Source organism: Mesorhizobium sp. B2-6-4, assembly GCF_006441495.1.
GTDB lineage: Bacteria > Pseudomonadota > Alphaproteobacteria > Rhizobiales > Rhizobiaceae > Mesorhizobium.
Genome location: NZ_VFUE01000015.1, coordinates 77,114 through 104,055, shown reverse-complemented (window position 1 = coordinate 104,055; position 26,942 = coordinate 77,114). Strand labels below are relative to the sequence as shown.

The window sequence follows — 26,942 nt, the reverse complement described above, 5'->3', positions numbered from 1 at the left end:
CTATCTGTCGCTGACGGGCTCGCAGCCTGGCTGAGTGACCAGTGGCGTCACTACACTTCATCCGGTTTTCAGCACCGCTTTTGAACGCAAGGACTTCAGCTCATGGCCGATTATCCGGACAATGATGCCTCTGCCCGGCCTATCGCTGCGGTCGAAGCTTCGAGCCTGCGTGATCAGGTGGCAACCATCAAGCTGGTGCTTGCCGGGTCGCCGGTCCGCAAAGGGCTACGCTGGGCCTCCATCGGAATGGTTGCCGTCATTGTCGCGACCTCGATCGGCCAGGTTCTGCTCAACCGCTGGAACCAGCCTTTCTACGATGCGCTTGCACGCCGCGACATGCAGGCCTTCCTGCACCAGCTCGCCGTTTTTGCCGCGATTGCCGGTGGGCTTCTTGTGCTCAATGTCGGCCAGACCTGGCTCAATCAGACGATCCGGCTGAAGCTGCGCGAGGCGCTGACGCTCGATCTGATCGATGGATGGATGCGGCCGGCGCGCGCTTTTCGCCTGGCGCATGCAGGCGCCATCGGGGTCAATCCCGACCAGCGCATGCAGCAGGACGCGAGCCATCTTTCCGACCTGTCGACGGATCTTGGCGTTGGCCTGCTGCAATCCCTAATCCTGCTCGCCTCCTTCGTCGGCGTGTTATGGGAGCTGTCCTCGGGCTTCGTCTTCCATGTCGGCGGGACGTCGCTCGCCATACCGGGCTACATGGTGTGGGCGGCCATCCTCTATGCCGGAACGGCTTCCTGGCTGAGCTGGCTGGTCGGACGGCCACTGATCCACCTCAACAGCGACCGCTACACACGCGAGGCGGAGCTGCGTTCCTCGATGGTGCGCGTCAACGAGAACATCGATGCCATCGCGCTCGCCCGAAGCGAGCCCGATGCCAGGCGGCGGCTGGAAACCGACCTGGGCACCGTGCTCGGCGCCATGCGACGCATCTATAACGCCCAGATCAATCTCGCCTGGGTGACGGACACCTATGGCTGGATCACCGTGGTGGCTCCCATCCTGGTCGCTTCGCCGGTCTATTTCGCGGGCGATATCAGCTTCGGCGGACTGATGATGGCGGTCGGCGCCTTCAATCAGGTCCATTCTTCATTGCGTTGGTTCATCAACAATATCGGCAGCATCGCCGATTGGCGAGCGACGCTGATGCGCGTCGCCGATTTCCGCATTGCGCTGGATGAGACCGATGTGCTGCACGGCCAGGAAAGGCGCATCGAATTCGGCGAGAATGCAAACGGCAAGCTGACCTTCGAGAAACTCGAAGTGGCCTCGCCGGAGGGCTGCACGAGGCTCGCCGACCAGCATGTCGAGATCCACGCCGGCGAACGCGTCATGCTCACCGGCGAGCCTGGCGCGGGCAAGACGCTGTTCTTTCGCGCCATTGCCGGCCTGTGGCCGTGGGGGAGCGGGCGCATCGGCATGCCGGCGGGAGAGACGCCCATCTTCGTGCCGCGCACGCCTTACTTCCCAACCGCCACGCTGCGCGAAGTGCTCGACCGCGTGGACGGGGTTGCGCCGGCAAGCGATGCCGATATCTCAGCCGTGCTGGCCGAGATCGGCCTGGAACACCTGTCGTCGTCGCTCGGCCGCAGCGCGCGCTGGGAGCATGAACTGGCCGACGACGAACTGCGCCTGCTGGCCTTTGCCCGCCTCGTGCTGCGCCAACCAAAATGGGTGATCATCGATGAGGCTCTCGATGCCTTCGACGGACCGACACTGCGGCGGGTGTTGTCGATGCTGGAGAAGCGGCTGGGCGGGGCGACGATCCTCAATATAGGCCGCGGCCAGCACAACAATCAATTCTTCCCGCGCGCACTGACCATCGTGAAGGCGTCCGGCGTGCCGGCTCTGAAGCCCGCGCGCATAAGGGCAGGCGCAATCGAGCCGCCGCCGGCCGCTCCTCGCCGCAAGAAATAGCACTTCCGGCATCTATTCGGACCAGCCCGCGCCACGCCACGCGGCAGCTTTATTTCGCCGTGATCGCGAGGGAAGATCGCACCGGAAACATAGCTTGAGCCGGCGATGCTTGATGCTCTCAGCCTGCTTGCCTGCCTGGCCTGCACCGAGGCCGCCGTGACTGCGCCTGCGCCGGATAGTCTGGCCGTTGATGTCCAACTGGTGCTGGCGGTCGATATCTCATTGTCGATGGACGAGAAGGAGTTCGCCCTGCAGCGCGCCGGCTATGTGGAGGCGCTGCGTCATCCCGACTTCATCAAGGCGGTCCGCGCCGGGAACGCCGGTCGCATCGCGCTCACCTATTTCGAATGGGCCGGCACTGTGCGCGATGACGCGCTCATCGGCTGGCAGGTCATCGACGGCGCCGAGAGCGCCAACGCCTTTGCCGACAAGATAGCGGCTCGTCCGTTCCGCAGCTTCCGCGGCACGTCGATCTCCGGCGCGCTCGCCTTCGGCGCGGGGCTCTTCGACCGCACCGCTTACGAAAGCGAACGCAGCGTCATCGATATTTCCGGTGACGGACCGAACAATATCGGGCCGCCCGTCACCGCCACGCGGGATGCGGCAAACGCCAGAGGCATCGTCATCAACGGCCTGCCGATCCTGATCAATCCATCGCCCACCTTCAGCCACCTCGACCGGTATTACGCCCAGTGCGTCACCGGCGGGCCGGGCTCCTTCGTGCTGCCGATTTATACAGCCGCCGAATTTTCGACGGCAATCCGGCGCAAGCTGATTCTCGAAGTGAGCGGCGTTCAGAACGAGACCAGGATCATTCCCGCCGAAGCCGAGGCTCCGATCGACTGCCTGCAAGGCGAACGCGACAGACGGTTCTTGTCGGATCCGTATTTCCCGGAGCTCGATCGCTGAGCCTTCGCCGGGCTATGCATTCCAACCTGCTGATGACCTTCGTCGCAGAGATCAGCTTGCAGCTCGACTTCGCCCGAAAAGGGGGTGTCATAGCCACCTCCGGGATGGCCCTTATCGCTTCAACAAGAACACCGCTTGCTGGCCGAAGAAGTTCCAGAACCACCATGGCATCGACAGGCCGATCTTCTGGCCGTTGGCGTCGAGCGCGGTCGCCCTTTCCACGGTCGCGCCAAGCTCCTCGCACAGATTGACGAAGTCGCGGATGGTGCAGAAGTGGATATTTGGCGTGTCGTACCAGGAATAGGGCAGGTCCTTGGTCACCGGCATGCGGCCCTTGACGAACAGCGACAGGCGCACCCGCCAGTGGCCGAAATTGGGGAAGGACACGATGGCGTGTTCGCCGATCCTGAGCAGTTCGTCGAGAACGAGCTTCGGGTTGCGGGTCGCCTGCAAGGTCTGCGACAGGACGACGAAATCAAAACCCTTGTCGGGATAGAATTCGAGATCCTTGTCGGCGTCGCCTTGCACGACCGAGAGGCCGCGCGCCACACATTCGTTGACGCCGCGCTGCGACAGCTCCAGTCCGCGGCCGTCGATCTGCTTGGTCTCCTGCAAAAGCTCGAGCAGCGAGCCGTCGCCGGAACCGACGTCCAGCACCCGCGATTGCGGAGGGATCAGACCGGCGATCACCTCGAGATCGACGCGCTGGGCGCGGTTGACGCTCATGGCTTGCCCCTTGTCGTGGCGCATGATCCTTGATGCACAAGACTGTAACTTTGCCGGGTCATGCGCCGAGCCCTCTCGCTCGCGCGGCCGAGCCGATGAAGCCATTGATGGCGGCGAACAGTTCCGGCTCGTCAAGCAGGAAGGCGTCGTGCCCGCGATCGGTCTCGATCTCGACGAAGGACACCGACGCGCCGGCGGCATTCAGCGCATGGACGATCGAGCGGCTCTCCTCTGTCGGAAACAGCCAATCCGAGGTGAACGAAACCAGGCAGAAGCGTGTCTTGGTGCCGGCAAAAGCATCGGCCAGCCTGCCGCCATGGTCGGCGGCGAGGTCGAAATAGTCCATGGACCGCGTCATGTAGAGATAGGAATTGGCGTCGAAGCGGTCGACGAAAGTCATGCCCTGGTGACGCAGATAGCTCTCGATCTGGAAGTCGGCGTCGAAGCCGAAGGTCAGAGCTTCGCGGTCCTGCAGGTTGCGGCCGAACTTCCGGTGCAAGGCGGCTTCCGACAGGTAGGTGATGTGGGCGGCCATGCGCGCCACGGCGAGCCCCTTTTCCGGGCGTTTGCCGTGGTCGAAATACTTGCCGCCATGCCATTCGGGGTCCGCCATCACGGCCTGCCGGCCGACCTCGTGGAAAGCGATGTTCTGCGAGGAATGACGCGCGCCGGTGGCGATCGGCAGCGCCGAGAAAACACGCTCCGGATAGCTCGACGCCCATTGCAGCACCTGCATGCCGCCCATCGACCCGCCGAGCACGCAAAACAGTTTTTCGATGCCGAAATGATCGATCAGCATCTGCTGGGCACGCACCATGTCGCGGATGGTGATGACCGGAAGGTCGAGCCCATAAGGCTTGCCGGTGGCGGGATTGGTGGATGCCGGGCCGGTGGAACCGAGGCAGCCGCCGATGACGTTTGAGCAGATGACGAAGAAACGGTTGGTGTCGATGATCTTGCCGGGGCCGATCAGCACTTCCCACCAACCCGGCTTGCCGGTCACTGGATTGGTGCTGGCCACATGCTGGTCGCCGGTCAAAGCGTGGCATACGAGAATGGCGTTGGAACGGGCGTCATTCAGCGTGCCGTAGGTCTGGTAGGCGATCTGGAACGGCGACAGCAGCGTGCCGGCGTCGAGCTTGAGCGGCTTGTCGGCGCCGAAGCGCACGACCGGACTCGACGGTTGGTCTGCCTCGTTGTTGGTTCTGCCAGCGCGCTGAGCGGCCATCTCGTCTCTCTTGCTGCACCCTTGCCTTTTACGGAAATCGCTACCGATGTCAGCGCGGCCGATGCGTTCGTCCGGCCGGCCGCGGACAATAAAAAACCGGCAATGCCTTCGCAAAGCCGGTTACGTCACGCAAACGGCCCTTTAGCGAATTGTTTAACGTGGCTGCAAGCCGACCGGCCAAATCACCACGGAACTGTTGCTGCCCTTCTAGAACTCACCTGCCCCGCCGTCAATGCCAACTGCTGGCACCACTGCCACCTCTCGACATTGCCGGCCATGGCTTGTATTTCCGCAGCGGCTTCCAGGACGGAAGCGTTCTCGACGGATTTGCGATATGAGCCAGACCCCGGACAAGGCACGTCCAACCCCGCGCGCGGGCATCATGGACATCGAGGCCTATGTGCCGGGCAAGAGCTCGGCCCCCGCCGGGGTGGACAAGGTCCACAAGCTGTCGTCGAACGAGAACCCGCTCGGCCCCTCGCCGAAGGCAATCGAGGCCGCGCGCGAGGTCGCCGCCAAGCTCGACGTCTATCCCGACGGCACCGCCCGGCGCCTGCGCGAAGCAATCGCCGAGGTGCATGGTCTGAACGCACAGAACATCATCTGTTCCAACGGCTCCGACGAGATCCTCGGCCTGCTGGCGCAGACTTATCTGGCGCCCGGCGACGAGGCCATATTCACCGAACACGCCTTCATGGTCTACAAGATCTACATCCAGTCGGCGGGTGCGACGCCTGTCGCGGTCAAGGAGACCGAGGAGCGCGCCGACATCGATGCGATCCTGGCGGCCGTCACGCCACGTACGAAGATCGTGTTCCTCGCCAATCCCAACAATCCGACCGGCACTTACGTGCCGTTCGAGGAGGTGCGTCGCCTGCATGCCGGCCTGCCGAAGAACGTGCTTCTGGTGCTCGATGCCGCCTATGCCGAATATGTCAGGCGCAACGACTATGAGGCCGGCATCGAGCTCGCGGGCAGCTCTCAGAACGTGGTCATGACCCGCACCTTCTCCAAGATCGGACTTGGCGGGGCGCGGATCGGATGGATGTATGGGCCGATGCACATCGTCGACGCGATCAACCGCGTACGCGGTCCCTTCAACGTCAATGCGACGGCGATCGAGGCCGGCATCGCCGCCGTCCGCGACCGCGCCCATATCGAGCGCAGCGTCGCGCATAACGAGACCTGGCTGGCCTGGCTGAGCGAACAGATGACCGGGCTCGGGTTGCGGGTGACGCCCAGCGTCGGCAATTTCCTCCTCATTCATTTTCCCGACGACGGCAAGCATTCGGCCGCGGCGGCGGACGATTATCTCACCCAGCGCGGCTACATACTGCGGCGTGTTTCGGGCTATGGCTTTCCCAACGCACTGCGTATGACGGTCGGCACCGAAGAGGCCAATCGCGGCGTTGTCGCGGCACTCACGACATTCCTGAAAAGCTAGAACGCCATGGCATCACCGATGTTCGAAAAGATCGCGCTGGTCGGCATCGGCCTGATCGGCTCGTCGCTGGCCCGCGTCATCCGCCGCGAGGGCCTGGCCGGCCATGTCGCCATCTCGACGCGCAGCGCCGCAACGCTGGCGCGGGCGCAAGAGCTTGGGCTGGGCTCCTCCTACGCCATAGATGCCAAGGAAGCGGTCCGCGATGCCGACCTGGTTATCGTCTCGGTGCCGGTCGGCTCGTCCGGCGCGGTGGCGCAAGAGATCGCGCCGGCGCTGAAGAGGGGCGCCATCGTCACCGATGTCGGCTCGACCAAGGCTTCCGTGATCGCACAGATGCAGCCGCATATACCCGGTGGGGTGCATTTCATTCCCGGCCATCCGCTGGCCGGCACGGAGAAATCTGGGCCCGATGCCGGTTTCGCCGATCTGTTCGACAACCGCTGGTGCATTTTCACCCCGCTGCCGGACACGGATCCGGACGCGCTGGAAAGGCTTTCCGAATTCTGGCGCCGTTGTGGCGCCAACATCGACACGATGGATCCGCAGCATCACGACATGACACTGGCCATCGTCTCGCATTTGCCGCACATCATCGCCTACAACATCGTCGGCACCGCCGATGACCTGGAATCGGTGACCAAGACGGAAGTCATCAAATATTCCGCTTCCGGTTTCCGCGACTTCACGCGTCTCGCCGCCTCAGATCCGACCATGTGGCGGGACGTGTGCCTGCACAACAAGGACGCGATCCTGGAAATGCTGGCGCGGTTCTCGGAGGATCTGGCTTTTCTGCAGCGGGCGATCCGCTGGGGCGACGGCGACAAGCTGTTCGACCTGTTCACCCGCACCCGCGCCGTGCGCCGCTCGATCATCGAGGCCGGCCAGGACATCGACGTGCCGGATTTCGGCCGCCAGGCGGTCGAGCATCCGGCGAAAAACTAGGCTCCTTCAGGCCAGGTCGCCGCCATCATCGCCAGTGTCTCGGCACGATCGGGCGCGCCCAGCCTGCCGCCGAAGCGCTGGCATTTGAGCGCTGCGGCCGCGCTGGCAAAGCGTAGCGCCTGCTCGATCGGCATGGCTTGCGCCAATCCGGCTGCGAATGCGCCATGAAAGACGTCGCCGGCTGCCAGCGTATCCACCACCTTGACCTTTGGCGCAGCGACGTGGCGTACGCAACCGGCCTGCCTGTCATGCCACCAGGTTCCAGCCCCGCCGGCGGTTACCGCGACGAAAGCGTCGGTGCACGAGGCAAGGTCGGCGCATGCGGTCTGCGGGTCCACCGCCTGGCCGCAGACGATGCGCGCCGCCGGTTCGGAGGCGACGATGTGCGAGGCGAGCGGCAACAGCCGCTCCAGCACTGCCAATGGCGCGGTGTCGGCATCGAGGATCCCGGGGCGGCGGGCAGCGCGCGCAGCGCTGAGGGCCAGCGCTGCCGCACCCGGCCAGCGCACATCGACCAACACGGCATCGAAAGCGGTGAGATCGGCGACCGGCAAGCCGTCGGGATCGGCCTGGGCGCGCTGATCGTAGAAAGGCACGATGATGCGCTCGCCATGGCCATCGACGAGGATCGCGGCCAGCGCCGAGGACGCTCCGGCGACGCGACGGACGAGGCTGCAATCAACGCCCTCCGCCTCGATGCCCGATATCAGCTGGTCGCCGACCTGATCATCGCCGGCGCTCGCCCAAAGCCACACTTCGGCGCCCAGCCGGCGTGCGGCGCAGGCGGCACTCGTGGCCATGCCGGAAGCGATCTGGACGCCATCGGCGGCCATGAACTTGCCCTGATGGACGGGAAGCGCTTCGACGCGGAGAATGGTGTCGAGCGTCAGCGCGCCGACGCTCAGGAGTTTTGCCGGTCTGTCCATTGGGGATGCTTAGTCGACCGGCTTGATCTTGCCCAGCGGGATAAAGCCGAGCGAGGCCTTGCCCTTGACCACCTTGAGCGGCATCGACGGTTCGTTGCCGAGCAGTGCCAGGGCGGCAAAGCCTTGTTCGATCTGGTTCTTCTGTTCGGGTACGGCGGCCCCGAGAATGGCGGCCACGGCTTTCGGGTCTTTCAGTCTGATCATCAGGTCGGCATCGACCAGGCCCTCGGCGTCGACCGACAGCGGCCCGGAAACGGCGACATGCGCCGTGCCCGACGACAAATCGAGCCTGCGGATCTCGACGGCCTGGCCGCGCAGGCTTTTCAGTTGCGTGCCGATCAGGGCCAGGCCGTTCTTCAGCGTCGCCTCGCCACTGGCGTCGAGCGGCGGCAGGACGCGGCCCCCGATCGCATCGGGGTCGATCTCCAGATCGCCGAAGCTGCCGATATAGTCGATATCCCTGCCGTTCGGCTGCAGCTGGCCCGCCGCCTTGCCGGCGCTGAACAGTTGCACCGGATCGGTGTCGTCGGCCGGATCGGTCTGGCCGGACAGGCCCTCGGCCGTGAGCGAAATGCGCCGTGGCAGCGGCCATGAGAGCTTGACGTTGGCCTTAAGATCATCCCAGTCGATCCACAGCGGCACCATGCCCGGAACCGAGGTCCTGAGCGGACCGCGCAGGTCCGCGACCGGCGACAGCGGCTGGATGATCTGGGCGACGGCGTTGAAGGAGCCGGCAGAGGCGGCAACGTTCTTGGCATCGTCCTCATAGGCAAGATTGTCGCAGGAGACGGCGAAGCTCAGGGGGTAACCGCTGACCTGGAGATTGGCGCAGCCGGCCTCGATGCCACTCTTGTTGAGCGTGGCGACCGCCTTGTCGGCTTCGCTCCGGACCCTGTCGGCGAGATAGAACCAGCCGCCGCTGTAGATGGCGAACAGCGCGATGACAAACGCTGCAAGCCAGAACAGGCGGCGGCGATGCTTCGGCTGGCGTTCGTCAGTGGACGTCATGCTGCGGTTCTCGTTCACGCATGGGGGCTGTGGGCGGGCTGTCGATTCTGGCAACGACAATAGGTAGACAGAGATGGACGGAAAAAACACCGATTCCGGTGTGGTGTTGCCATTCTTACGCAATCAGGCACGGCGATATGGGCGATTTTTGGGTGTTTGGCTATGGTTCGTTGATATGGCGGCCGGGGTTCGCGCATGTCGAGACAAGGCGGGCGCGCCTGCATGGCTATCGTCGCGCGCTGTGCGTCTATTCCTTCGTGCATCGCGGCACGCGGGAACGTCCGGGGCTGGTGCTCGGCCTTGACCGCGGGGGTTCCTGCGTCGGGCTGGCTTTCCGGGTGCCGGGCGAGTTGCGGGACGAGGTCATCGCCTATCTGCGTGAGCGCGAGCTGGTCACCAATGTCTATCTCGAGCGCATGCTCAATGTCCGCCTTGACGGCGGCGGCACGGTCGAGGCCGTGGCCTATATCGTCGACCGCAATCATGAGCAGTATGCCGGTGCGCTCGATGCGGCCCACGCCGCTGATGTGGTGCGCGGCGCTGTCGGCCAGTCCGGCAATAATGAGGATTATGTGTCGAGCACGCTGGACCATCTCCGGGCGCTCGGCATCCGCGATCACTGGTTGGAAGACGTGGCCAGGCGGATCGCGCCTTTGTGAAGCGCTGGCTCTGCGGAAAAGCCCGGTGAGGCCTTTGACCTCGATGCGGCAAGACCTAGCTTAGGCCTCGAACCCGCAATGGGCGGCAGCCGCCCAATCCCACCCACGGAGATCAGCCTTGCAGAAACGCCGTCTCGGTCGCACCGACCTCTCCATCGCGCCGCTGGTTCTGGGCGGCAATGTCTTCGGCTGGACGGCCGACGAGAAGACCTCGTTCGACCTGCTCGACCGCTTCGTCGGCGCTGGGCTGAACGCGGTCGATACAGCGGACGCCTATTCGCGCTGGGTGCCTGGCCACCAGGGCGGCGAATCGGAAACCATCATCGGCAAATGGATGAAGGACCGCGGCAACCGCGATAAGGTCGTGGTGGTCACCAAAGTCGGCTCGGATATGGGACAGGGCCACAAGGACCTGTCCGCCGCTTACATCGAAAAGGCCGTCGATGCTTCGCTGAAGCGGCTGCAGACCGAGTTCATCGATCTTTATCTGTCGCACTGGCCGGATCCGACCACGCCCTATGAGGAAACCCTCGGCGCCTATGAAAAGCTGCTCGCCAAGGGCAAGATCCGTTATGCCGGCTGCTCGAATCTCGACGCCGGCCAGTTGCGCGCCGCGCTCGACGTGGCAAGCCTGCGCAGCCTGCCGCGCTATGAAGTGCTGCAGCCGGAATACAATCTCTACGACCGCTCGTCGTTCGATGGCCCGCTGCGCGATCTCTGCATGGCGGAGGACATCGGCGTGATCACCTATTTCAGCCTGGCCAAGGGTTTCTTGAGCGGCAAATACCGCAGCGAGGCCGATCTCGGTCAAAGCCCGCGCGGCGGCGGCGTGAAAGATTACCTCAATGCGCGCGGTATGCGCATCCTCGCGGCACTCGATGCGGTGTCTGCCAGGCATTCGGCCAAACAGGCGGAAGTGGCGCTTGCCTGGGTCATTGCCCGGCCGGGCGTCACCGCGCCTATCGCCAGCGCCACCAAGCCTGAACAGATGGACAGCCTGATCAAGGCGGTGTCGCTGGAGCTGAGCGCCGACGACATGGCCGAGCTCGACAAGGCGAGCGGCTGAGCCGTCAGCACCGCGCACGATCGTCCAAGACGGTCGCCCCGACCTTGCCATACCGTCATTGACGCTTGGCAAGACAGGAGGCGCGGATGGCAGGCCCGCTTTTTTCGCAGCCGGATATGTGGCGTCAGCTCGTTGCGCTGATGCTTGCCGCCACGGCCGTCATGGGCAGCCCGGGACCGGCGACGATAAGCGTCACCGCCGTCGGCGCGGCGTTCGGCCTGCGCCGTTCCCTGAGCTACGCCTTGGGGGTCATCCTGGGCACGATCGCCGTGCTTCTGGTCGTGGCAAGCGGGGTGAGCGCCATGCTTGCCACGATGCCGCGGCTCGCGCCGCTGCTTGTCGCGGCGTCGGCTGCCTATATCCTCTATCTCGCGTTCAAGATTGCCAGCGCGCCGCCCCTGGCGGCGAATGCCGGCGAGGCCGCGCGACCGACATTCACCGGCGGGTTCCTGCTGGCGGTGGGCAACCCGAAGGCTTATGTGGCCATCGCCGCGGTGTTCGCCGGCGCGTCCGCGGATTCGGGCGCCGGCGCCATCGGCACCGGGCCGAAGCTGACCGCTCTCGCATTCATGATCGTCGCCATCCATGCCGTGTGGCTGCTTGCGGGCGCTGCTTTCGCGCGCTTTCTTCGCAGGCCGGTGGCTTCGCGCATCATCAATCTGGTCTTTGCCGCGACGCTGGTGCTGACGACCGCACTGGCTGTGTTCGCTTGAACGTTGCGCGAGCCGCCATCGGCGCGCCGAAGGCCGCACTTCAGGCTTTGGCGCCGAGTTCCCGCAGCCGCTTGACCGCCGTCGGCGGCAAGGCGGGCGGATTGGGTGCACGGGACGCGTCGATGAGGAACTGGTCGCAGGCGGTTTCGGTTTCGCCGATCAGCCGCCGCATGAATTCCTCCTTGTCCAGGCCCGGCGGGATCGGCGGCAGGAAGCGCGCCTTGATGGTGCCGGGATAGCGCAGGAACTTGCGGCGCGGCCAATAGAGGCCGGCAACATGGGCGACCGGCACCACGGGAATGCCGAGCTGCGCATAGATTTCGACGATGCCGTATTTGTAGGCGGGTTCGTCGCCGGGCGCGCGGCGGGTGCCTTCGGGATAGATGATGAGCTGCCGCGGGTTGCGCGCGATTTCTTCCTTGGTCGCCGCAACCACCGCCTTCAGCGCCTTGGAGCGGCTGCCGCGGTCGACCGGGATCATGCGCATTTTCAGGATGTACCAGCCGAAGAACGGAATCCAGGTCAGCTCGCGCTTCAGGATGTAGAGTGGATCCTGGAGATAGGGGAAGAAGGCGATCGCGTCCCAGAAGGACTGGTGCTTGGGCGCCAGGATGAAGGAACCTTCGGGCAGATTTTCCACCCCGATGATGTCGCTCTTGGTCCCGGCGATCTTGTCGTAGAGCCACATCGAGGTGCGCGACCAGAACTTCGGCACGAACCAGGCGCGATGGCGCGGCGACAGGAAATAATAGGGAGTCCAGAGGATCATCTGGACGATCAGATTGATGTAGAAGACGAAGTTGAACGCCAGCGATCGGACTTGGAGCATTGGGGGAGGCCCGGTAAGGAGGTGTGCGTTGGTTACACCAAGCGGGCGCAAAAAGGAAATGGCCGAAGATGCCCCCGAACGGCGCCGAAAGACATTTCGGCTTCGCCCACGGCCCAGCCGCGCTACATCAGCCGCGCCAGTCTTTCTTTCAGGCGCGGGGCGGCGAAGTCAAGAAATGCGCGCAGCTTGACCGGCAGCAAGCCGTGGCCTGCGTGCACCAGGCTTACCGGCCAGGGTTCCGGTTCGAACTCCCGCAGCAGCACGCGCAGCGCGCCTGACCGCACCGCCGCGTCGACCTGGTAGGACAGCACCCTCGTCAGCCCGACGCCGGCGAGCGCGGCATCGATCGCAGCTTCGGCGGTGTTGACCTGAAGCCGCGAGCGGACCCGAATCGGCATCTCGGCCTTCCCGACGGTGAAGCTCCATGTCGAGAGCGCGCCCGGCCCTTCGAAGGTAATGCAGCTGTGGGACTCGAGGTCCGCAAGCGCCGTCGGGGCGCCGCGTTCGGCCAGATAGCCGGGGCTCGCGCAAACGACACGGCGGATCGTACCGATCCGCATGGCGACAAAACTGGAGTTGGGAAGCCGGCCGATGCGGATGGCGAGGTCGAAATGGTCCTCGACCAACTGGGTTATGCGGTCGGCCAGCGTCAGGCGGATGTCTACGTCGGGATAGGCGGCGAGGAAGCCGGTCACGACCGGCAGCACATGCAGGCGGCCGAAGACTACCGGCGCGGTGATGGCCAGTTCGCCCGTCGGGGCGCTGTATTCGCCGGCCGCCATGCGCTCGGCCTCGCCGACCTCGCCCAGGATGCGGCGGCAGGCGGGAAGATACGCCTGGCCCGCATCGGTCAGCGTCAGCCGGCGTGTCGAGCGGTTCAGAAGGCGGGTCTTGAGATGTCGTTCCAGGTCGGAAACCTTGCGGCTGACCGTCGCCAGCGGAATGCGAAAACGGCGCGCGGCTGCAGACAGGCTGCCGGCCTCCGCCGCGGCGACAAAGAGCGACATGGCTTCGAGCCGGTCCATCGATTCTTCCGGAAATTGGAAGGATAGATTACAAATATGGCATCTACATCTGTCTGATGGAAGCCTCCATATTGGCCGTGACGCAGACGACCCGGGTCAAGAAGGAATTGTCATGTCGCAAGAGCGCCCGCCGCTGCCGCCATTCACCGCGGAAACCGCCGCGCAGAAGGCGCGCATGGCCGAGGATGCCTGGAACTCGCGCGATCCAGCCCGTGTCGCGCTTGCCTATACGGTAGACAGCCGCTGGCGCAATCGCGCCGAGTTCCTGCAAGGCCGCGATGCCATCCAGGCTTTCCTGACGCGCAAATGGAGCCGGGAACTCGACTACCGGCTGATCAAGGAGGTCTGGGCTTTCCATGGCAACCGTATCGCGGTGCGTTTCGCCTATGAGTGGCATGACGACAGCGGCTCGTGGTTCCGCAGCTATGGCAACGAGAACTGGGAATTCGACGAACATGGGCTGATGCGGCTGCGCATCGCCAGCATCAACGACCTGCCGATCGGCGCTGCCGACCGTAAATATCACTGGCCGCTCGGCCGACGGCCGGACGACCATCCGTCGCTGTCTGAACTCGGGCTTTAACCTCTCCGGGTAAGAAAGGCTATCGATGGACGCGCATGCTTTTACCAGCGACGTCGCTTTCACGCCGACCGTCAAGGCGATCCAGGCCCGCAAGGGCTCTCGCCAGGCCTATTCCCGGGTCGAGGAACGCGGTGGCTGGCAGTCGGTGATTACATCGGACCTTGCGGCCTTCATCGAGATGCAGACCAGCGTCTTCCTGTCGACGGCCAACGGTGTTGGCCAGCCCTATATCCAGCATCGCGGCGGGCCGGCCGGCTTCCTCAAGGTGCTCGATGAAAAGACGATCGGCTTCGCCGATTTCGCCGGCAACAGACAGTTCATCACCCAGGGCAATCTCGCCGACAATCCGCAGGCCTTCCTGTTCCTCATCGACTATGCCCATCGCCGGCGCGTCAAGATCTGGGGCAGCGCGCGCGTGGTGGAAGGCGACGCCGAGTTGATGGCGAGGCTGATGCCGCGGGATTATGCGGCACGGCCCGAACAGGTCATCCTGTTCACCGTGGCGACCTGGGATGCCAATTGTCCGCAGCACATTCCGCAGCGTTTCGAGGCCGCCGACGTGGCGGCGGCGCTGGCCGAACGGGACAGGCGGATCGAACGGCTCGAACAGGAAGTCGCTCGCCTGCGGCAGGCGCCGGGATCCGTCGTCACCAAATGACGAGCAGGTTCAGCTGCCGGCGGCGATCTCGGCCAACGCGATGCCGTCCGGCGTCGGCTTCACCGGAACGATGCCGCGCGCCAATGCGAGCAGATATTTATTGTATTCGGTGAACAGCACGCGCAGCGCCCGCGGCTTGGTCAGCCAGCCGCCATTGTCGAGATTGCTGTTGACCACCGGATAGGGTTCGAGCTTGGCCTTGTGCAGCAGCCGGCCCATTTCCAGCAGGCTGCGCGGCATGTGGTAATTGTTGGTGACGAGGATCACCGTGCCGTAGGCATGGCTCTCGACCCATTTGGCGCTTTCCTCGGCATTGCCGATCGTGTCGAGCGCGGCGCGGTCGATGTCGACGCAGCAGGAAAACAGCCTGATGTCACCGCCGGTCGCGGCCTGAAGCTGATGCCGGCTGGCGGAGGGATGCACACCGCTGATCAAAAGCCGCGCGCCCTTGCCGGACGCCAGCAGTTCCATCGCCGCATCGAGGCGCGATTGGCCGCCGGTCAACACGATGATCGCGTCGGCCTTGGCCGGGTTGGCAGGGGTGGTCAGATGGCTGACGGTGTTGGCGAACCAGCCGAAGCCGCCGGCAAACAGGGCGACCAGGGCAAGCAAGGCGAAAGAAGAAACGCGCAGCACGGCCGAAACCCGGCCGCGTCCATGCGAACGCGCCGCCAACGCCGGCATCGGTCCAACGGTACTGGTCGAGTCCCGCACCTCCATCATGACATGGTTAATCCCGAAATGCGGCCTTTGGTAGGTAAAAATCGCAATTTGCGTTACGGCGGTTCTTCATGCGTGATCGATCCTGGTCATTCGACGTCGTCATGCTTCAGGCTGGCGCACGTCGATGTCGCTGAGATAGGCGACGACGGTGGCGTGCGAGGTTGCAGCCGTCAGCGCGCCGATGACCAGCACCATCAGCACGACACCGAGATAGCCGGCCGAGCCGATGGCGAAGTTGCCGAATAGCGCAGTCGCCTGGTCGGCCTGCGGGGTCGCCATGTTGCGCGAGGACCACCAGGAAAAGACGATGAAGACGGCGACCGCGGCGGCTCCGCCGGCGGCCGCGCCCTTCATGCCGGTGATCAGGAAATGGCGACGGAACTCGCGGGCGATGAAACGCGCTTCGGCGCCGACGAAATGCAGCACCTCGATGATGTGGCCGTTGCCGGCCATGGCGCCGCGCGTGGCGAACACCACGGTCAGCACCGTCGCCGAGAGCATCAGCGCCAGCACCGCGATACCGATGGTCACCGTGGTGCGGGCCATGGCCACCAGCCGGTCCACCCAGGTGCGGTGATCGTCAAGCGATGCGCTCGGCAGCTTCGGCGTGATCGCGGCGCGCATGGCGGCGAAATCGGGCGGGTTGCTCTCGTCGATGGTGACGATGATCAGCCGCGGCACCGGCAGTTCGTCGATGTTGAGGCCCGAACCCAGCCACGGCTCCAGCAATCTGGCGGTGGCGTCGCGGTCGATGATCCTGGTCGCCTTCACGCCGGGGAATTCGCCGGCGATCTGCGAGGCCTGGGCAAGGGCTGCCTCCATGTCGAGGCCGTCGACCGGCTTGATCTGGATCGTCGCCTCGCGCGAGATCTGGTTTTCCCAGACCGAGGCGGTGTCGCGCACCAGGGTAACCGCGCCGAAGGTCAGGCAGGACAGGAAGGTCATGATGGCGATGACCAGCACCAGGGCGCGGCCGGCGATGTTCTGCGCCGGCACGATGGGCGCCATCTTGCGCTGGACGCGCGGCCTTGGCGCGGCCGCTTCGTCGGCCTGTGCGTCGAGGTGTTCGGCGGAAAGCTCAGTCATAGATATCAAGCCTCCCGCCGGCCAGGATCATGCGGCGCGCATCGACCTGCTCCATCAGGCCGAGATCGTGGGTCGCGATCACCACGGCGGTGCCCAGGCGGTTGAGTTCGATGAAAAGCCTGAGCAGGCGTCGCGCCAGCGGCGGATCGACATTGCCGGTCGGCTCGTCGGCCAGCAGGATCTCCGGCTGCTCGATCAGGGCGCGGGCGATCGCGGCCCGCTGCTTCTCGCCGCCCGACAGGACCGGCGGCAGCACATGCATGCGTTCGCCGAGCCCGACCCATTTCAACAGCTCGGTGACGTCGGTGCGATAGCTCGCTTCCTCGCGCCCGCGCACGCGCAAGGGCAACGCGACATTCTCATAGGTGGTCATGTGGTCGAGCAGGCGGAAATCCTGGAACACCACGCCGATACGGCGCCTGAGATGCGGCAGTTCGGCGCGCGAGATGCGGGAGCGGTCCTTGCCGAAGATGGTGATCAGCCCACGCGTCGGCTTCAGCGACATGAAGAGAAGCCGCAGCAACGTCGTCTTGCCGGCGCCCGAAGGCCCGCTCAGGAACTGGAACGAGCGCTCCGGTATGTGCAGGGAAATGTCGCGGAGGATTTCCGGACCCATGCCATAGCGGAGGCCGACATTTTCGAAGCGAATCACTTTCGGCGACCTGAAATTCCTAGAGCGTGATGCCGAAAAGTGTGAGGCGGTTTTCGGGCGACATCATGCTCTATCACTCTAATTCGGAGGCGGATTCAGATTTCAGGTCGATTTGACCTGAAATCGGAATCCGTCGGCGGCAAGCCGGCCTGTTCTGGGAAAAGACCATCGGCCGGCATGGTTAACCGGCGGTTAATTAGCGGGTTGTTTCGGCTCGTCACAAGGGCTCCGGTGGGGAAGCGTTAACCATTTGCCTTTACGCAAAAGAAACGAAAAGCGAACGTGCTGCAATGCTGGGGCCATGATGGCTGAGGATCGAACCGCGCGCCCGGTTTCCGGCGAAATCATGACCGACCCGCCGGCAAATGCCGCGCCGGAGCGTATCCTGCGCGCTGGCGCGGCGGATATCGTCGATGCCGACTATGTGGTGGTGCCGCGGGCCATGCCCCATGCCGAAGCCATTTCACCGCGGCGCGTGATGTCCATGCCATCCCTCGAAGGCATGGACATGCTGCGCAAGCCCGAGCCGCCGCCGGTGCGGCCGCCGGCGCCGCGCGGCGGTCCGATCTTCTGGATCGCCGGTGTCGGCGCCGCCTTTGCCGTCTTCTGGATCTCCGGCGGGCATGCACTGGTGCGCCAGGCGCCGCCCGCCGCGGGCGGACCGGCCTCGGCGTTGAGCATTTCAGGGGTGACGTCACGCGTGGACGCGTCTGGGGCGAACCCCGTGCTGTTCGTCGACGGCGAGGCCGCCAATGACGGTGCAAGTCCGGCGACGCTGCCGCCTCTCGAGATCCGCGTCACCGGCAATGATGGGCGCACAACGCGCTATACTTTGGGGACATCCAGCCGCTCATTGGCGCCAAGTGAAAGATTCGGCTTTGCCAGCCGGCTCGACGTCCCTAGAAACGGCGTAAGGACGGTGTCGGTCACCTTCGCGGAATAGCATGTGCGACAGGTGAGGCCGGCCCGCAAACGGCTGATGTCAGCGCTTCCGGTGCGCGAAGGCCTTTGAAAATCTTGAAGGGACGAAGAATGCCAGTTGTGCGCGGCAAGGACATCGAGGTCCTGTTTTCGGCGTCGGCCATCGCCCGACGCAATCTCGAACTCGCCAAGGAGATCGCCGGGCACGACTATCACGATCTTCTGGTGATCTCGGTGCTGAAGGGCTCGTTCATCTTCGCCGCAGACCTTATCCGCGCCATGCATGATGTCGGCCTGTCGCCGGAGGTCGAGTTCATCTTCATCTCCAGCTACGGCGCCGGCACCACAAGCGGCGAGGTGAGGGTGCTGCGCGACATCGACAACGAGGTCGCCGGCCGCGACGTGCTTCTGATCGACGACATTCTGGAGTCGGGCAAGACGCTGAGCTTCACCCGCGACCTGATGCTGTCACGCGGCGCCAGAAGCTGCGCCATCGCGGTGCTGCTCGACAAGCGCATGCGTCGCCAGACCACCCTCAATGCCGATTATGTCGGCTTCGACTGCCCCGACTATTTCGTCGTCGGCTACGGCATGGATGTCGCGCACGCCTTTCGCGAACTGCCGTTCGTCGGCGTCGTCAAAGGCGATGCGTGAGGCAGCGGCAAATACTGAAAAAGGCCTTAACGGCTTCAAGAAAATAACCCATGCCGGAGCGCCGGGCCCTTCAGAAAAAGTCAACGTTTGCTCGCCAAACATGCCGGCCATGGCAAAGCTTCTGATCGTTGAGGACGATGAGTCCGTCCGCACCCTCGCAGCCCGGGCGCTCGAACGCGCCGGGCACGCAATCGACATCGCCGCCGACGGCGCGCAAGGGCTGGCGCTGATACGCGCCGCGAAGGGCGCCTATGATCTCGTCGTCTCCGACATCCGCATGCCCGAGATGGACGGCATCGAGATGGCGATTGCAGCTTCGGCATTTTTCCCGTCGATGAAGATACTGCTGATGACCGGCTATGCCGATCAGCGCGAGCGCGCCGAGGAGTTGAACGGCATCATCCTCGACGTCGTGCAGAAGCCGTTCACGCTGGCCGAAATCCGTTCACGCGTCGAACGGGCGCTGAGCATTTTCGCCTGATCAGGCGGGATCGGCAGCGACGAGTACCGGGAGCTTGCGCCGTCCGGTGTTGAGCGCAAGCAGGCCGGCGCCGATGATAAGGGCGGCGCCGATCACGGTCGTCGACCGCGGCACTTCGGCGAAGAACAGAAAACCCCACAGCGGCGACCACAGGATGCCGGTGTATTCGAAGGTGGCGACGCGGTTTGCCGGCGCCATCCGGTAGGCCTGCGACAGCAAGATCATGCCGGCGGAGGCGACGAAGCCGCAGGCGGCCATCTTGAGGAAATCCGGCAGCGTCGGCCACAGCCAGGGCCGCACCAGGAATTCCAGGCTGGGATGGGCGGCATGATTGATGCCGGCAAGCCAGAACAGGCTTGCGACCAGTGCGGCGCCGGCGAGATAGGCACCGTTCTGGTAGAAAGCCATCACAGTCGAAGATTCGGTGTCGCCGATCTTACGCGCCATCAGTTGCGAGAAGCCGTAGAGCACCGCGGAGCCCAGCGACAGCAGCGCCGCCCAGTCGAACAGTCCCGCACCCGGGCGCAGCATCACGACGACGCCAAGCAGCCCGATCAACACGGTCGCCAGCGTCTGCCAGGAGACCCGTTCGCCAAGATAGGGCCCGGCCAGCACCATGATGCAGAGCGGGGCCATGAAATAGAGCGCCACGGCATCGGCCAGGGGCAAGGCGGCGATGGCGAGGTAGTACATGGTGTAGGAGGTGAACTGAATGAAGGCGCGCATGGTCAGCATGCCGAACCGCCGCGACAGGATCGCACGCAGCCCGACATCGGCATGGACGAGCACGATCAGGATCGGCAGGGCGACGACCGCGCGGATGGCCATCACCTCGGTCACGGGGTAGCCGCCCGACACCGCCTTGACCAGCGGGTCCTGCAACGAGAAGACCAACACGCCCAGGCACAGGCTCAGCATGCCGAGCACCATCCGATTGCGCATAAGGATCCCAAGCTCCCGTACCAGGACGCAAGCAAGCTTGCAGCAAGCTAAAAAGAACCCGCCACCGTTTCGGGCAGCGGGCATGAGTGAGGACTGTTGATTGGTCCGTGGCCGAATCCTCAGCCACATATCCAATGGGTGAACCAACTATCATCCCGTGTTTGACATGTTGCAAACGAATTGGAATGATACCAGCAATCAAAATTCCTTATGGCGGACGGGATGCGGCCCACTCTCGACAGCGATCTCCTGCGCACCTTCGTGGCCATTGTCGAAGCAGGCAATTTCACCAAGGCGGCCGAGCAGGCCGGTCGCACCCAATCGGCGGTTTCGATGCAGATGAAGAAGCTCGAAAGCGTCATCGGCGACAGCCTGTTCGAGCGTGGGTCGCGCGGCGTGGCGCTGACGCGGCGCGGCGGCGATCTGATCGTCAATGCCCGCCGCATCGTCTCGCTGCTCGACGAGACGGCAGCGTCGATGGCGGCGGCGCCGCTCGGCGGGCCGGTGCGGATCGGCATTCCGGAGGAATATGGCCATGCCATCCTGTCGCGCGCGCTCGGCGCATTCTCAAAGCGTCACACCAAGGTCGAGGTCACCGTGCGCTATGCCCATTCGGGGGCGCAGATAGCGGCGCTTGCCGCCGGCGAGCTCGATCTTTGCGTGGTGTTCGAATGGCAGGATCCTTCAGGCGGCGAAGTGCTGATGCACGATCCGACGGTGTGGGTGACATCGATCCTGCATAACATGCATGAGGAGCGTCCGGTGCCGATCGCGCTCTACAACCGGGCCGGCTGGTGCAAGGATTTCGCCATCAAATCGCTCGAGCAGCGCGGGCTCGGCTATCGTGTCGCCTACACCAGCGACACGACCGGCGGCCTGAAGCTTGCCGTCACCTCGGGACTGGCGATCGCACCGATTTCGCGCAGCAACATTCCGGACGGCTGCCGCGAGTTGACGTCCGCCGACGGTTTCGGCGACATCGATTCCTCGAATGTGGTGATGCATCGCAACCCGAATGCGTCGGGCGAGGCGATCGACGGCATGCAAGAGGCGATCCGCGAGGCGTTCGTCAACAGGCAGACTCAGCCGGCCGCATCCTCGTAGAAATGCAGCCGGTTGCCGAACGGATCGGCAACCGACACCTCGCGGGTCTTCCACGGCGTCTTTTCCAGGCCCGGCCTGGCGAAACGGTATGCTTTGCCGATCAGCTCGCGATGCAGGGCGGCGATGTCCTCGACCTTGATGCGCATGGCGATGCCGGGCGCGCCGTCGCCATGGTGTTCGCTCAGATGCAGGATGCAGCCGTCACGGCCGACCGCCATGTAAAGCGGCGCGTTGTCGTCAAAGCGGTGCTCCCACAGCACCTGGAAGCCGAGGAAGCCGACGTAAAACTCGTGGGCCTTGGCAATGTCGAAGATGCGCAGGATGGGCGTCACTGTGCCGAGTTTGGGCATGATGTTGCAGCCGCTCCCAGCGGATGCCGCGGCGGCGATCCCTATTTCAGTTCCAGCAGCCGTTCCAGATAGCTGCGCTCGATATCGGGGCTGAGCGCATTGCCGAGCCGCTTGCGGATCGCTTCCAGGATCTGGCGGGCGCGCTGCACGTCGATCTCGTCCGGCACCTTCACCGAATCGCCAAAATCGGGACCCTGGCTGGCACGCGGCCGGCCGAGCGGATCGCGATCGGCGTTCTGCTGGCGACCGCCTTCCTCGCTGCCGCCTTCGTCGCCCTGCATGGCCTGCATCTGCTTCATCATGTCCTTGGCACCCTTGCGCAGCGCCTCCAGAGCGCGGCCCTGGTGGCCAACGGCCTGATCACCTTCACCATCGCCCAGGGCCTGCTCGGCATTGCCCATTGATTTGCCGGCCTCGCCAAAGCCTTCATTGGGCTCCATGCCCATGCCCTCGAGCCCCTTCTTCAACTGCTCAAGGTCGTTCTTCAGCTGGCCCTGGCCTTCCTGCAACTGCTTCAGCGCGTCGGCGAATTCCTGCGGCGTCATCGGCTTTTGCCCGGCGAGCGGATCGCGGTTCTCGCCTGCGCCCGGCTTGTCCTGATCCTCGCCACCGCCTTCGCCGAGCTGTTCGTCGCGGTTCTGGCCGCGCTGGCGCTCGCCGCGCTGCATCTGGTCCATGCGGAAGGTATCGTTCATCATCTCCTGCTGGCGCCGCAGGATGTCGCCGAGCTTGTCCATCTGCTGGCGCATCTGGCTGTCCTGCTGGCCACCCTGCTGCTGGCGGCCTGCCTGGAGGTTGTTCATCATGTCCTGCAGCTGCGACAGTAATTGCTGCGCCTTGTCGCGATCGCCGGACTTCGCCAGGTTCTCGATCTGGTCCATCATGCGATCGATGTCGCTCTGGCGCAGTTCCTGGCCGTTCTGCTGCATCTGCGGGGCGTTGGGATTCTGCTTGGCGCGCTCGGCGAATTCCTGCAGGAACTGGTTCATCGCCTCGCGCAGTTCCTTCATCGCCTTTTCGATCTCCGCGTCGCTGGCGCCGTTCTTGATAGCGTCCTGCAAAGCCTGCTGCGCCTGGCGCAGCCGCTTCTCGGCAGCCGAGAGATTGCCCTCCTCGATGCCGAGCGCGATTTCCCAGAGATAGGAGACCTCGTTGCGCAACTGGTCGTCGCTGTCGGCCATCTTCAACCGGCTGCGCGCGCTCATGATGGCGAGGTAGTGGGACATGTTGTCGAACGTGTCCTCGGGCCGCAGCGTGATCGCATCCATCAGGTCGAGCACGCGCGGCTTGGCGTTGGCGTCGAGCGCCAGCAGGCGGCGCTGCTCGATAACGGCTCGCGCCAGCGGATTGGAGAACGGCCGCTCCGGCATCACCAACGTCTTGGTTTCGCTGCTCGCCGTATGCCCGGCATCGTCGGTGGCGACCAGCGTCAACTTGATCTCGGCGCCAGCCCAGACGTGCTCGGTCAGGTCCTTCGAGGTCCTGGCGGCATTCGCCTTGCCGCCGCGGCGCGGCAGCGTCAGCGGCATGTCAGGCGGACCGTAGAGCGGACGCGCATCGGGAGCCTGCGGATCGGCGAGCGCGAACACGGCCTTGGCGTTGGCGGCGCCATAATCGTCGTCGATCTGGTAATTGAGCTCGAAAGCGCCGTTGACAGCGCGCTTCGGCTCGCCGACGAAACGGATCTGCGGCGGCTTGTCCGGGATCACCGCGAAGGCCCAACGGCCGAGTTGGTCCTCGCCCGACTTCAGCGTCAGCGTGCCATCGCTCGTCAGCTTGCCGATGAACTGGCGCACTTTGGATTGCGCTGCCGGGCTTGCCGCCGGCTTGGCCGCGGCCGCCTGCGGGTCGGCGGGATCGATGGCGCGGGCATTGCCATCCTTGTCGGCATAGGCAAGCGTCTCCTCGCCCGAGCCGCCGGTGACGCGCAGCGAAACATCACTGCCTTCGGGAACGTGGAAAGCCGGCGCCGCCTGGTTGGCGTCTGCCGTAAGGAAGATCGGGGGCTTGCCGGTATAAGCGGGCGGCGTCACCCATGCATCGATCCGCGGCGGCACGGCGTCATGCGCGTCCTGGGCGCTGAACGCGTCGGCTATCCGGCCACCAGTCGGTCCGAAGGAAAAAGCGAAGGCGGTGACGAGCAGAAGCGCTGCCACGGCGCGCAATCCCCAGGGATCGCGTTCCGGCACGCGCGTGCGCGGCACGTCGGCGCCGAGGCTGTCGAGCCTGTCGGCCATGCGCTTCTGGTGCTCGCGCCACAGCGCCTGCGAGAAGCTGCTTTCGCGGCCGCTCGGCCGGTCCGTCTGGGTCTGGACGGGGTGGTGCAGCAAGTGATTGGCCGCCTCGATGCGGCGGTCGATCTCGGCGCCGCCCGGCATGCGGAAAAAGCGCAGCGGGTAGAGCGCGGCCAGTGTCGCGACGCCGAAGGCGGCGACCAGCCCGATGCGCGCGGCATCGGGCAGGCGCGGGAAAAGCCCTAGCCAGGAAATGCTGAGAAACAGGCTGGCGACGACGAGAAGCGGCAGCAGGAGCGGCCAGCCCCGTTCGACCATCATCGACACCCGCGTCGCCAGCCGGCTGAGCGCCAGGCGCCCGGCGAGACCACGATCGCTGCTGAAGATCGGTCGTTCCGTCATCGGCCCTTCCACGGGAGCGGGCGGGATGGCCCGAACCTCACGACTCGAAGAATACCCAGCAAACGCGGCGAAGGCGAGGCAGTTCCTGAAAAACGTGAAGGAGAGAAAGGCGCGGCGATCAGAATTTCGCCGGGTTTGCGTTCGCGCCGCAGACCAGGACGGCGAGCCGTTCGCCGGGTGCAGGCGCATAGCGGCCGGACAGGATGGCGCCGAACGCCGCGGCGCCACCGGGTTCCGAGATGATCCGCACCCGGTCCCACAGCGCCTTCTGGGCGGCGGCGATGTCGTCGTCGCTGACCAGGATGGAGCGTTCCACGAAGGCCTCGGCGATCGGGAACATCATCTCGCCGACACGTTTGGGCGCCAGGGAATCGGCGGCGATGCCCTCGGCCGGCGCATCGACCGGATGGCCGGCCTCGAGGGCGCGATAGAGTGTCGGCGCGCCCTCGGGTTCTACGGCGACGATGCGGATACGGCCGGCGAACCAGGCGGCGATGCCGCCGATCAGGCCGCCGCCGCCCACGGCGACCAGCAAAGTGTCGATCTGAGGCACGTCGTTCTCGATTTCCAGCCCGAGCGTGCCTTGCCCGATAAGCGTTTCCTCCTGGTTGAAAGCGTGGATCTGCAAGGCGCCGGTTTGCTCGGCGAAACGTTCGCTGGCGGCTAGCGCCTCGGCATAGCGGGCGCCGCCGACGACCAGCTCGGCACCGTAGCTGCGAATGCGCTCCAGCTTGGCCGGCGGGCTCACTTCCGGGACGAAGATGGTCGCCCTATGGCCGAGCCGCATGGCGGCATACGCCACCGCCGCTCCATGATTGCCGCCCGAGGCGGCGACGACACCGGCCTCGGGGACCTGCCGCTCGAGAAGATTGGTGAACGCGCCGCGCGCCTTGAACGAACCGGAATGCTGCAGGCATTCGAGTTTGAGGTCGACCGCCAGCGGCGGCCGGTCGAAATCGGCCATGTCGACGCGCAGCACCGGCGTCTGGCGCACATAGGGGCGGATGCGCGGTTCCATCGCCGCGATGCGTTCGCGCGTTATGGTGCTGCCGTCGGTCATGGCCATCTCCTTGGGATTGACAGCAATTAGTAACTTGGCAAAATGCCTAAATGCAAGAGGTTGACGTGTTCAAGGCGATTGCCAACGAACGAAGGCTGCGGATCCTCGACTGGCTGAAGGATCCGCGCGCGCATTTCCCGGCCCAGGCGGATGGCGATCTGGTCGAGGACGGTGTTTGTGCACTGCTGATCGCTGAAAAGCTCGGCATTACGCAGGCGACGCTCAGCGAGCACATGCGTGTGCTCACGCAGGCAGGGCTGTTACGGACCAAGCGCACCAAGCAATGGACCTTCTATCGCCGCGACGAGGGCAGGATCGCCGAGGCGAGAGCGCTGATCCAGAACCGACTGTAGGACCTCCGTCGTTTGGCTTCTATGCAAGCCAGTCGGGGATCGAATCCAGGCCGATCAGTTCGTCATAGGTCTGGCGCGGGCGCACGACGTGGAAACGATCGCCGTCGACCAGCACCTCCGGTACCAGCAGGCGGGTGTTGTAGGTGCCGGCCTGCACCGCGCCATAGGCGCCAGCGGTGGCGATGGCGATCAGGTCGCCGGACTTGAGCCTTGGCAGGTCGCGGTCGAGGCCGAGATAGTCGCCGGTCTCGCAGACCGGGCCGACGATATCGACCGTCATGCGCGGCGCGTCGGCGGGCGGCAGCACCACCGGTCTTATGTCGTGAAAGGCGTCGTAGAGCGTCGGCCGGATCAGGTCGTTCATGGCGGCGTCGACGACGAGGAAATTCTTGGCATCACCTTCTTTCGCGAAGATCACTTGCGAGACGAGGATACCGGCATTGCCAACGATCAGCCGGCCCGGCTCGAACATCACCTTCAAGCCGAGCTTGGTGACGTGCTTGCGGACGACCTGGGCATAGGCATCGGGCAAGGGCGGCGGGTTGTTGTCGACGCGGTAGGGAATGCCGAGACCGCCGCCGAGATCGACATGCTCGATGGCATGGCCGTCGGCGCGCAGCGCGCCGACCAGTTCCACCAAAAGCGCGAAGGCATCGTCGAAGGGTTGCAGCTCGGTGATCTGGCTGCCGATATGGGTGTCGATGCCGGTGACCTTGATGCCCGGCAATTCAGCCGCGCGCGCATAGACCTGACGCGCCTTCCGCCATGGGATGCCGAACTTGTTCTCGGCTTTGCCTGTCGAGATCTTCTTGTGTGTCCTGGCGTCGACATCCGGATTGATGCGCAGCGAGACCGGCGCCACCTTGCCCAGGGCAACTGCGCGCGACGAGAGCAGTTCGAGTTCGGGCTCGGATTCGACGTTGAAGCACAGGATGCCGGCTGCCAGCGCAAAGTCCATCTCACGCGCGGTCTTGCCGACGCCGGAGAACAGGATCTTGCTGGCCGGGATGCCGGCTGCCAGCGCGCGCCGCAACTCGCCTTCCGACACCACGTCGGCTCCGGCGCCGAGCCTGGCCAAGGTCTTGAGCACCGCCTGATTGGAATTCGCCTTCATGGCGTAGCAGACCAGTGCATCGAGCCCGGCAAATGCCTGGACGAAGACGTGGTAGTGCCTGGTCAGCGTGGCCGTCGAATAGCAGTAGAATGGCGTGCCGACGGTTGCGGCGATGTCCGATATCGCCACGTCCTCGGCATGAAGCACGCCGTCGCGGTAGTCGAAATGGTTCACGAGAGTGGTTCCGAAAAGTTGGAGCAGGGTAGGAGCGGGTTTAGCACTCT

General features: G+C 64.6%; 28 protein-coding genes and 1 riboswitch. Of the genes, 14 read left to right on the top strand and 14 right to left on the bottom strand.

What is annotated here, in order from left to right:
• The first annotated feature begins 102 nt into the window (after positions 1 to 102).
• Positions 103 to 1,926 (top strand): ABC transporter ATP-binding protein/permease, encoded by a 1,824-nt coding sequence (locus tag FJ426_RS21365; protein ID WP_140560166.1) that lies wholly within the window; start codon positions 103 to 105, stop codon positions 1,924 to 1,926.
• 105 nt (positions 1,927 to 2,031) lie between these two features.
• Positions 2,032 to 2,835, top strand: a complete 804-nt coding sequence (locus FJ426_RS21360) for a DUF1194 domain-containing protein (protein ID WP_140560167.1) — start codon at positions 2,032 to 2,034, stop codon at positions 2,833 to 2,835.
• Between the two features lie 111 nt (positions 2,836 to 2,946).
• Here the strand turns inward: FJ426_RS21360 and metW are convergent, their stop codons facing one another.
• On the bottom strand, positions 2,947 to 3,561 hold the full coding sequence (gene metW, locus FJ426_RS21355; protein WP_140500775.1) for a methionine biosynthesis protein MetW: 615 nt from the start codon (positions 3,559 to 3,561) through the stop codon (positions 2,947 to 2,949).
• Between the two features lie 58 nt (positions 3,562 to 3,619).
• Positions 3,620 to 4,789 (bottom strand): homoserine O-acetyltransferase, encoded by a 1,170-nt coding sequence (locus FJ426_RS21350; RefSeq protein WP_140513895.1) that lies wholly within the window; start codon positions 4,787 to 4,789, stop codon positions 3,620 to 3,622.
• Between the two features lie 121 nt (positions 4,790 to 4,910).
• Positions 4,911 to 4,988: riboswitch (SAM riboswitch) on the bottom strand.
• Between the two features lie 135 nt (positions 4,989 to 5,123).
• Here FJ426_RS21350 and hisC point away from each other — a divergent pair.
• Together hisC and FJ426_RS21340 are read left to right on the top strand one after the other, a co-directional pair.
• A complete protein-coding gene (hisC, locus tag FJ426_RS21345) occupies positions 5,124 to 6,233 on the top strand; it encodes a histidinol-phosphate transaminase (protein WP_140560168.1) in 1,110 nt (369 codons plus the stop codon).
• 6 nt (positions 6,234 to 6,239) lie between these two features.
• On the top strand, positions 6,240 to 7,175 hold the full coding sequence (locus FJ426_RS21340; protein ID WP_181167284.1) for a prephenate/arogenate dehydrogenase family protein: 936 nt from the start codon (positions 6,240 to 6,242) through the stop codon (positions 7,173 to 7,175).
• Here the strand turns inward: FJ426_RS21340 and FJ426_RS21335 are convergent.
• Positions 7,172 to 8,101 (bottom strand): sugar kinase, encoded by a 930-nt coding sequence (locus FJ426_RS21335; RefSeq protein WP_140560169.1) that lies wholly within the window; start codon positions 8,099 to 8,101, stop codon positions 7,172 to 7,174. The two genes, FJ426_RS21340 and FJ426_RS21335, sit on opposite strands and share 4 nt — an antisense overlap.
• A 9-nt stretch (positions 8,102 to 8,110) precedes the next feature.
• Positions 8,111 to 9,109: a DUF2125 domain-containing protein gene (locus tag FJ426_RS21330; RefSeq protein WP_140560170.1), complete on the bottom strand. Its 999-nt coding sequence runs from the start codon at positions 9,107 to 9,109 to the stop codon at positions 8,111 to 8,113.
• Positions 9,110 to 9,246: 137 nt separating this feature from the next.
• On the opposite strand from FJ426_RS21330, the gene FJ426_RS21325 reads away from it, so the two are divergent.
• The 3 genes from FJ426_RS21325 to FJ426_RS21315 all read left to right on the top strand — a co-directional run bounded on the left by FJ426_RS21325 (position 9,247) and on the right by FJ426_RS21315 (position 11,547).
• On the top strand, positions 9,247 to 9,768 hold the full coding sequence (locus FJ426_RS21325) for a gamma-glutamylcyclotransferase (protein WP_140500781.1): 522 nt from the start codon (positions 9,247 to 9,249) through the stop codon (positions 9,766 to 9,768).
• A 118-nt stretch (positions 9,769 to 9,886) separates the two neighbouring features.
• Positions 9,887 to 10,834, top strand: coding sequence for an aldo/keto reductase (locus FJ426_RS21320; protein WP_140560171.1), 948 nt, complete (start codon positions 9,887 to 9,889; stop codon positions 10,832 to 10,834).
• Between the two features lie 86 nt (positions 10,835 to 10,920).
• The gene (locus FJ426_RS21315) at positions 10,921 to 11,547 is read left to right on the top strand and encodes a LysE family translocator (protein ID WP_140560172.1); all 627 of its coding nucleotides are present in this window, start codon (positions 10,921 to 10,923) and stop codon (positions 11,545 to 11,547) included.
• Between the two features lie 40 nt (positions 11,548 to 11,587).
• Here FJ426_RS21315 and FJ426_RS21310 read toward each other — a convergent pair whose 3' ends face one another.
• Both FJ426_RS21310 and FJ426_RS21305 read right to left on the bottom strand, forming a co-directional pair.
• Complete coding sequence (locus FJ426_RS21310; protein ID WP_140560173.1) at positions 11,588 to 12,376, bottom strand: 1-acyl-sn-glycerol-3-phosphate acyltransferase; 789 nt, start codon at positions 12,374 to 12,376, stop codon at positions 11,588 to 11,590.
• A gap of 122 nt (positions 12,377 to 12,498) precedes the next feature.
• On the bottom strand, positions 12,499 to 13,401 hold the full coding sequence (locus FJ426_RS21305) for a LysR family transcriptional regulator (protein ID WP_140560174.1): 903 nt from the start codon (positions 13,399 to 13,401) through the stop codon (positions 12,499 to 12,501).
• A gap of 112 nt (positions 13,402 to 13,513) precedes the next feature.
• Between FJ426_RS21305 and FJ426_RS21300 the strand changes: the two genes are divergently transcribed.
• Positions 13,514 to 13,984: a DUF1348 family protein gene (locus FJ426_RS21300; RefSeq protein WP_140500786.1), complete on the top strand. Its 471-nt coding sequence runs from the start codon at positions 13,514 to 13,516 to the stop codon at positions 13,982 to 13,984.
• Between the two features lie 25 nt (positions 13,985 to 14,009).
• Positions 14,010 to 14,642: a pyridoxamine 5'-phosphate oxidase family protein gene (locus tag FJ426_RS21295; RefSeq protein WP_140560175.1), complete on the top strand. Its 633-nt coding sequence runs from the start codon at positions 14,010 to 14,012 to the stop codon at positions 14,640 to 14,642.
• Positions 14,643 to 14,651: 9 nt separating this feature from the next.
• Here FJ426_RS21295 and FJ426_RS21290 read toward each other — a convergent pair whose 3' ends face one another.
• From FJ426_RS21290 to ftsE, 3 genes are all read right to left on the bottom strand, one after another.
• Positions 14,652 to 15,365, bottom strand: a complete 714-nt coding sequence (locus FJ426_RS21290) for a YdcF family protein (RefSeq protein WP_140560176.1) — start codon at positions 15,363 to 15,365, stop codon at positions 14,652 to 14,654.
• Between the two features lie 99 nt (positions 15,366 to 15,464).
• The gene (locus FJ426_RS21285; protein WP_140500789.1) at positions 15,465 to 16,451 is read right to left on the bottom strand and encodes an ABC transporter permease; all 987 of its coding nucleotides are present in this window, start codon (positions 16,449 to 16,451) and stop codon (positions 15,465 to 15,467) included.
• Complete coding sequence (gene ftsE / locus FJ426_RS21280; protein ID WP_027023302.1) at positions 16,444 to 17,103, bottom strand: cell division ATP-binding protein FtsE; 660 nt, start codon at positions 17,101 to 17,103, stop codon at positions 16,444 to 16,446. The genes FJ426_RS21285 and ftsE overlap by 8 nt, the downstream gene beginning before the upstream one ends.
• A gap of 301 nt (positions 17,104 to 17,404) precedes the next feature.
• On the opposite strand from ftsE, the gene FJ426_RS21275 reads away from it, so the two are divergent.
• The 3 genes from FJ426_RS21275 to FJ426_RS21265 all read left to right on the top strand — a co-directional run bounded on the left by FJ426_RS21275 (position 17,405) and on the right by FJ426_RS21265 (position 19,159).
• On the top strand, positions 17,405 to 18,046 hold the full coding sequence (locus FJ426_RS21275; protein ID WP_140500790.1) for a hypothetical protein: 642 nt from the start codon (positions 17,405 to 17,407) through the stop codon (positions 18,044 to 18,046).
• Between the two features lie 89 nt (positions 18,047 to 18,135).
• Positions 18,136 to 18,678 carry a hypoxanthine phosphoribosyltransferase gene (gene hpt / locus FJ426_RS21270; protein WP_023677924.1) on the top strand — a complete coding sequence of 181 codons (543 nt, stop codon included), beginning with the start codon at positions 18,136 to 18,138 and terminating at the stop codon, positions 18,676 to 18,678.
• A 109-nt stretch (positions 18,679 to 18,787) separates the two neighbouring features.
• Positions 18,788 to 19,159 carry a response regulator gene (locus tag FJ426_RS21265; protein WP_181165388.1) on the top strand — a complete coding sequence of 124 codons (372 nt, stop codon included), beginning with the start codon at positions 18,788 to 18,790 and terminating at the stop codon, positions 19,157 to 19,159.
• Here the strand turns inward: FJ426_RS21265 and FJ426_RS21260 are convergent, their stop codons facing one another.
• Positions 19,160 to 20,101, bottom strand: coding sequence for a DMT family transporter (locus FJ426_RS21260; RefSeq protein WP_181165387.1), 942 nt, complete (start codon positions 20,099 to 20,101; stop codon positions 19,160 to 19,162). It abuts the gene before it with no gap.
• A gap of 222 nt (positions 20,102 to 20,323) precedes the next feature.
• On the opposite strand from FJ426_RS21260, the gene FJ426_RS21255 reads away from it, so the two are divergent.
• The gene (locus FJ426_RS21255; RefSeq protein WP_140500792.1) at positions 20,324 to 21,205 is read left to right on the top strand and encodes a LysR family transcriptional regulator; all 882 of its coding nucleotides are present in this window, start codon (positions 20,324 to 20,326) and stop codon (positions 21,203 to 21,205) included.
• Here FJ426_RS21255 and FJ426_RS21250 read toward each other — a convergent pair.
• The 3 genes from FJ426_RS21250 to FJ426_RS21240 form a co-directional block, all read right to left on the bottom strand.
• Positions 21,184 to 21,555, bottom strand: coding sequence for a glyoxalase superfamily protein (locus tag FJ426_RS21250; RefSeq protein ID WP_140500793.1), 372 nt, complete (start codon positions 21,553 to 21,555; stop codon positions 21,184 to 21,186). The genes FJ426_RS21255 and FJ426_RS21250 overlap by 22 nt on opposite strands.
• 41 nt (positions 21,556 to 21,596) lie before the next feature.
• Complete coding sequence (locus FJ426_RS21245; RefSeq protein ID WP_140560177.1) at positions 21,597 to 24,191, bottom strand: TIGR02302 family protein; 2,595 nt, start codon at positions 24,189 to 24,191, stop codon at positions 21,597 to 21,599.
• A 118-nt stretch (positions 24,192 to 24,309) separates the two neighbouring features.
• Positions 24,310 to 25,251 (bottom strand): threonine/serine dehydratase, encoded by a 942-nt coding sequence (locus FJ426_RS21240; protein ID WP_140560178.1) that lies wholly within the window; start codon positions 25,249 to 25,251, stop codon positions 24,310 to 24,312.
• Between the two features lie 50 nt (positions 25,252 to 25,301).
• Between FJ426_RS21240 and FJ426_RS21235 the strand changes: the two genes are divergently transcribed.
• On the top strand, positions 25,302 to 25,604 hold the full coding sequence (locus tag FJ426_RS21235; protein ID WP_140500796.1) for a metalloregulator ArsR/SmtB family transcription factor: 303 nt from the start codon (positions 25,302 to 25,304) through the stop codon (positions 25,602 to 25,604).
• Between the two features lie 19 nt (positions 25,605 to 25,623).
• Here FJ426_RS21235 and lysA read toward each other — a convergent pair whose 3' ends face one another.
• Positions 25,624 to 26,892: a diaminopimelate decarboxylase gene (gene lysA / locus FJ426_RS21230; RefSeq protein ID WP_140560179.1), complete on the bottom strand. Its 1,269-nt coding sequence runs from the start codon at positions 26,890 to 26,892 to the stop codon at positions 25,624 to 25,626.
• Between the last annotated feature and the right edge of the window lie 50 nt (positions 26,893 to 26,942).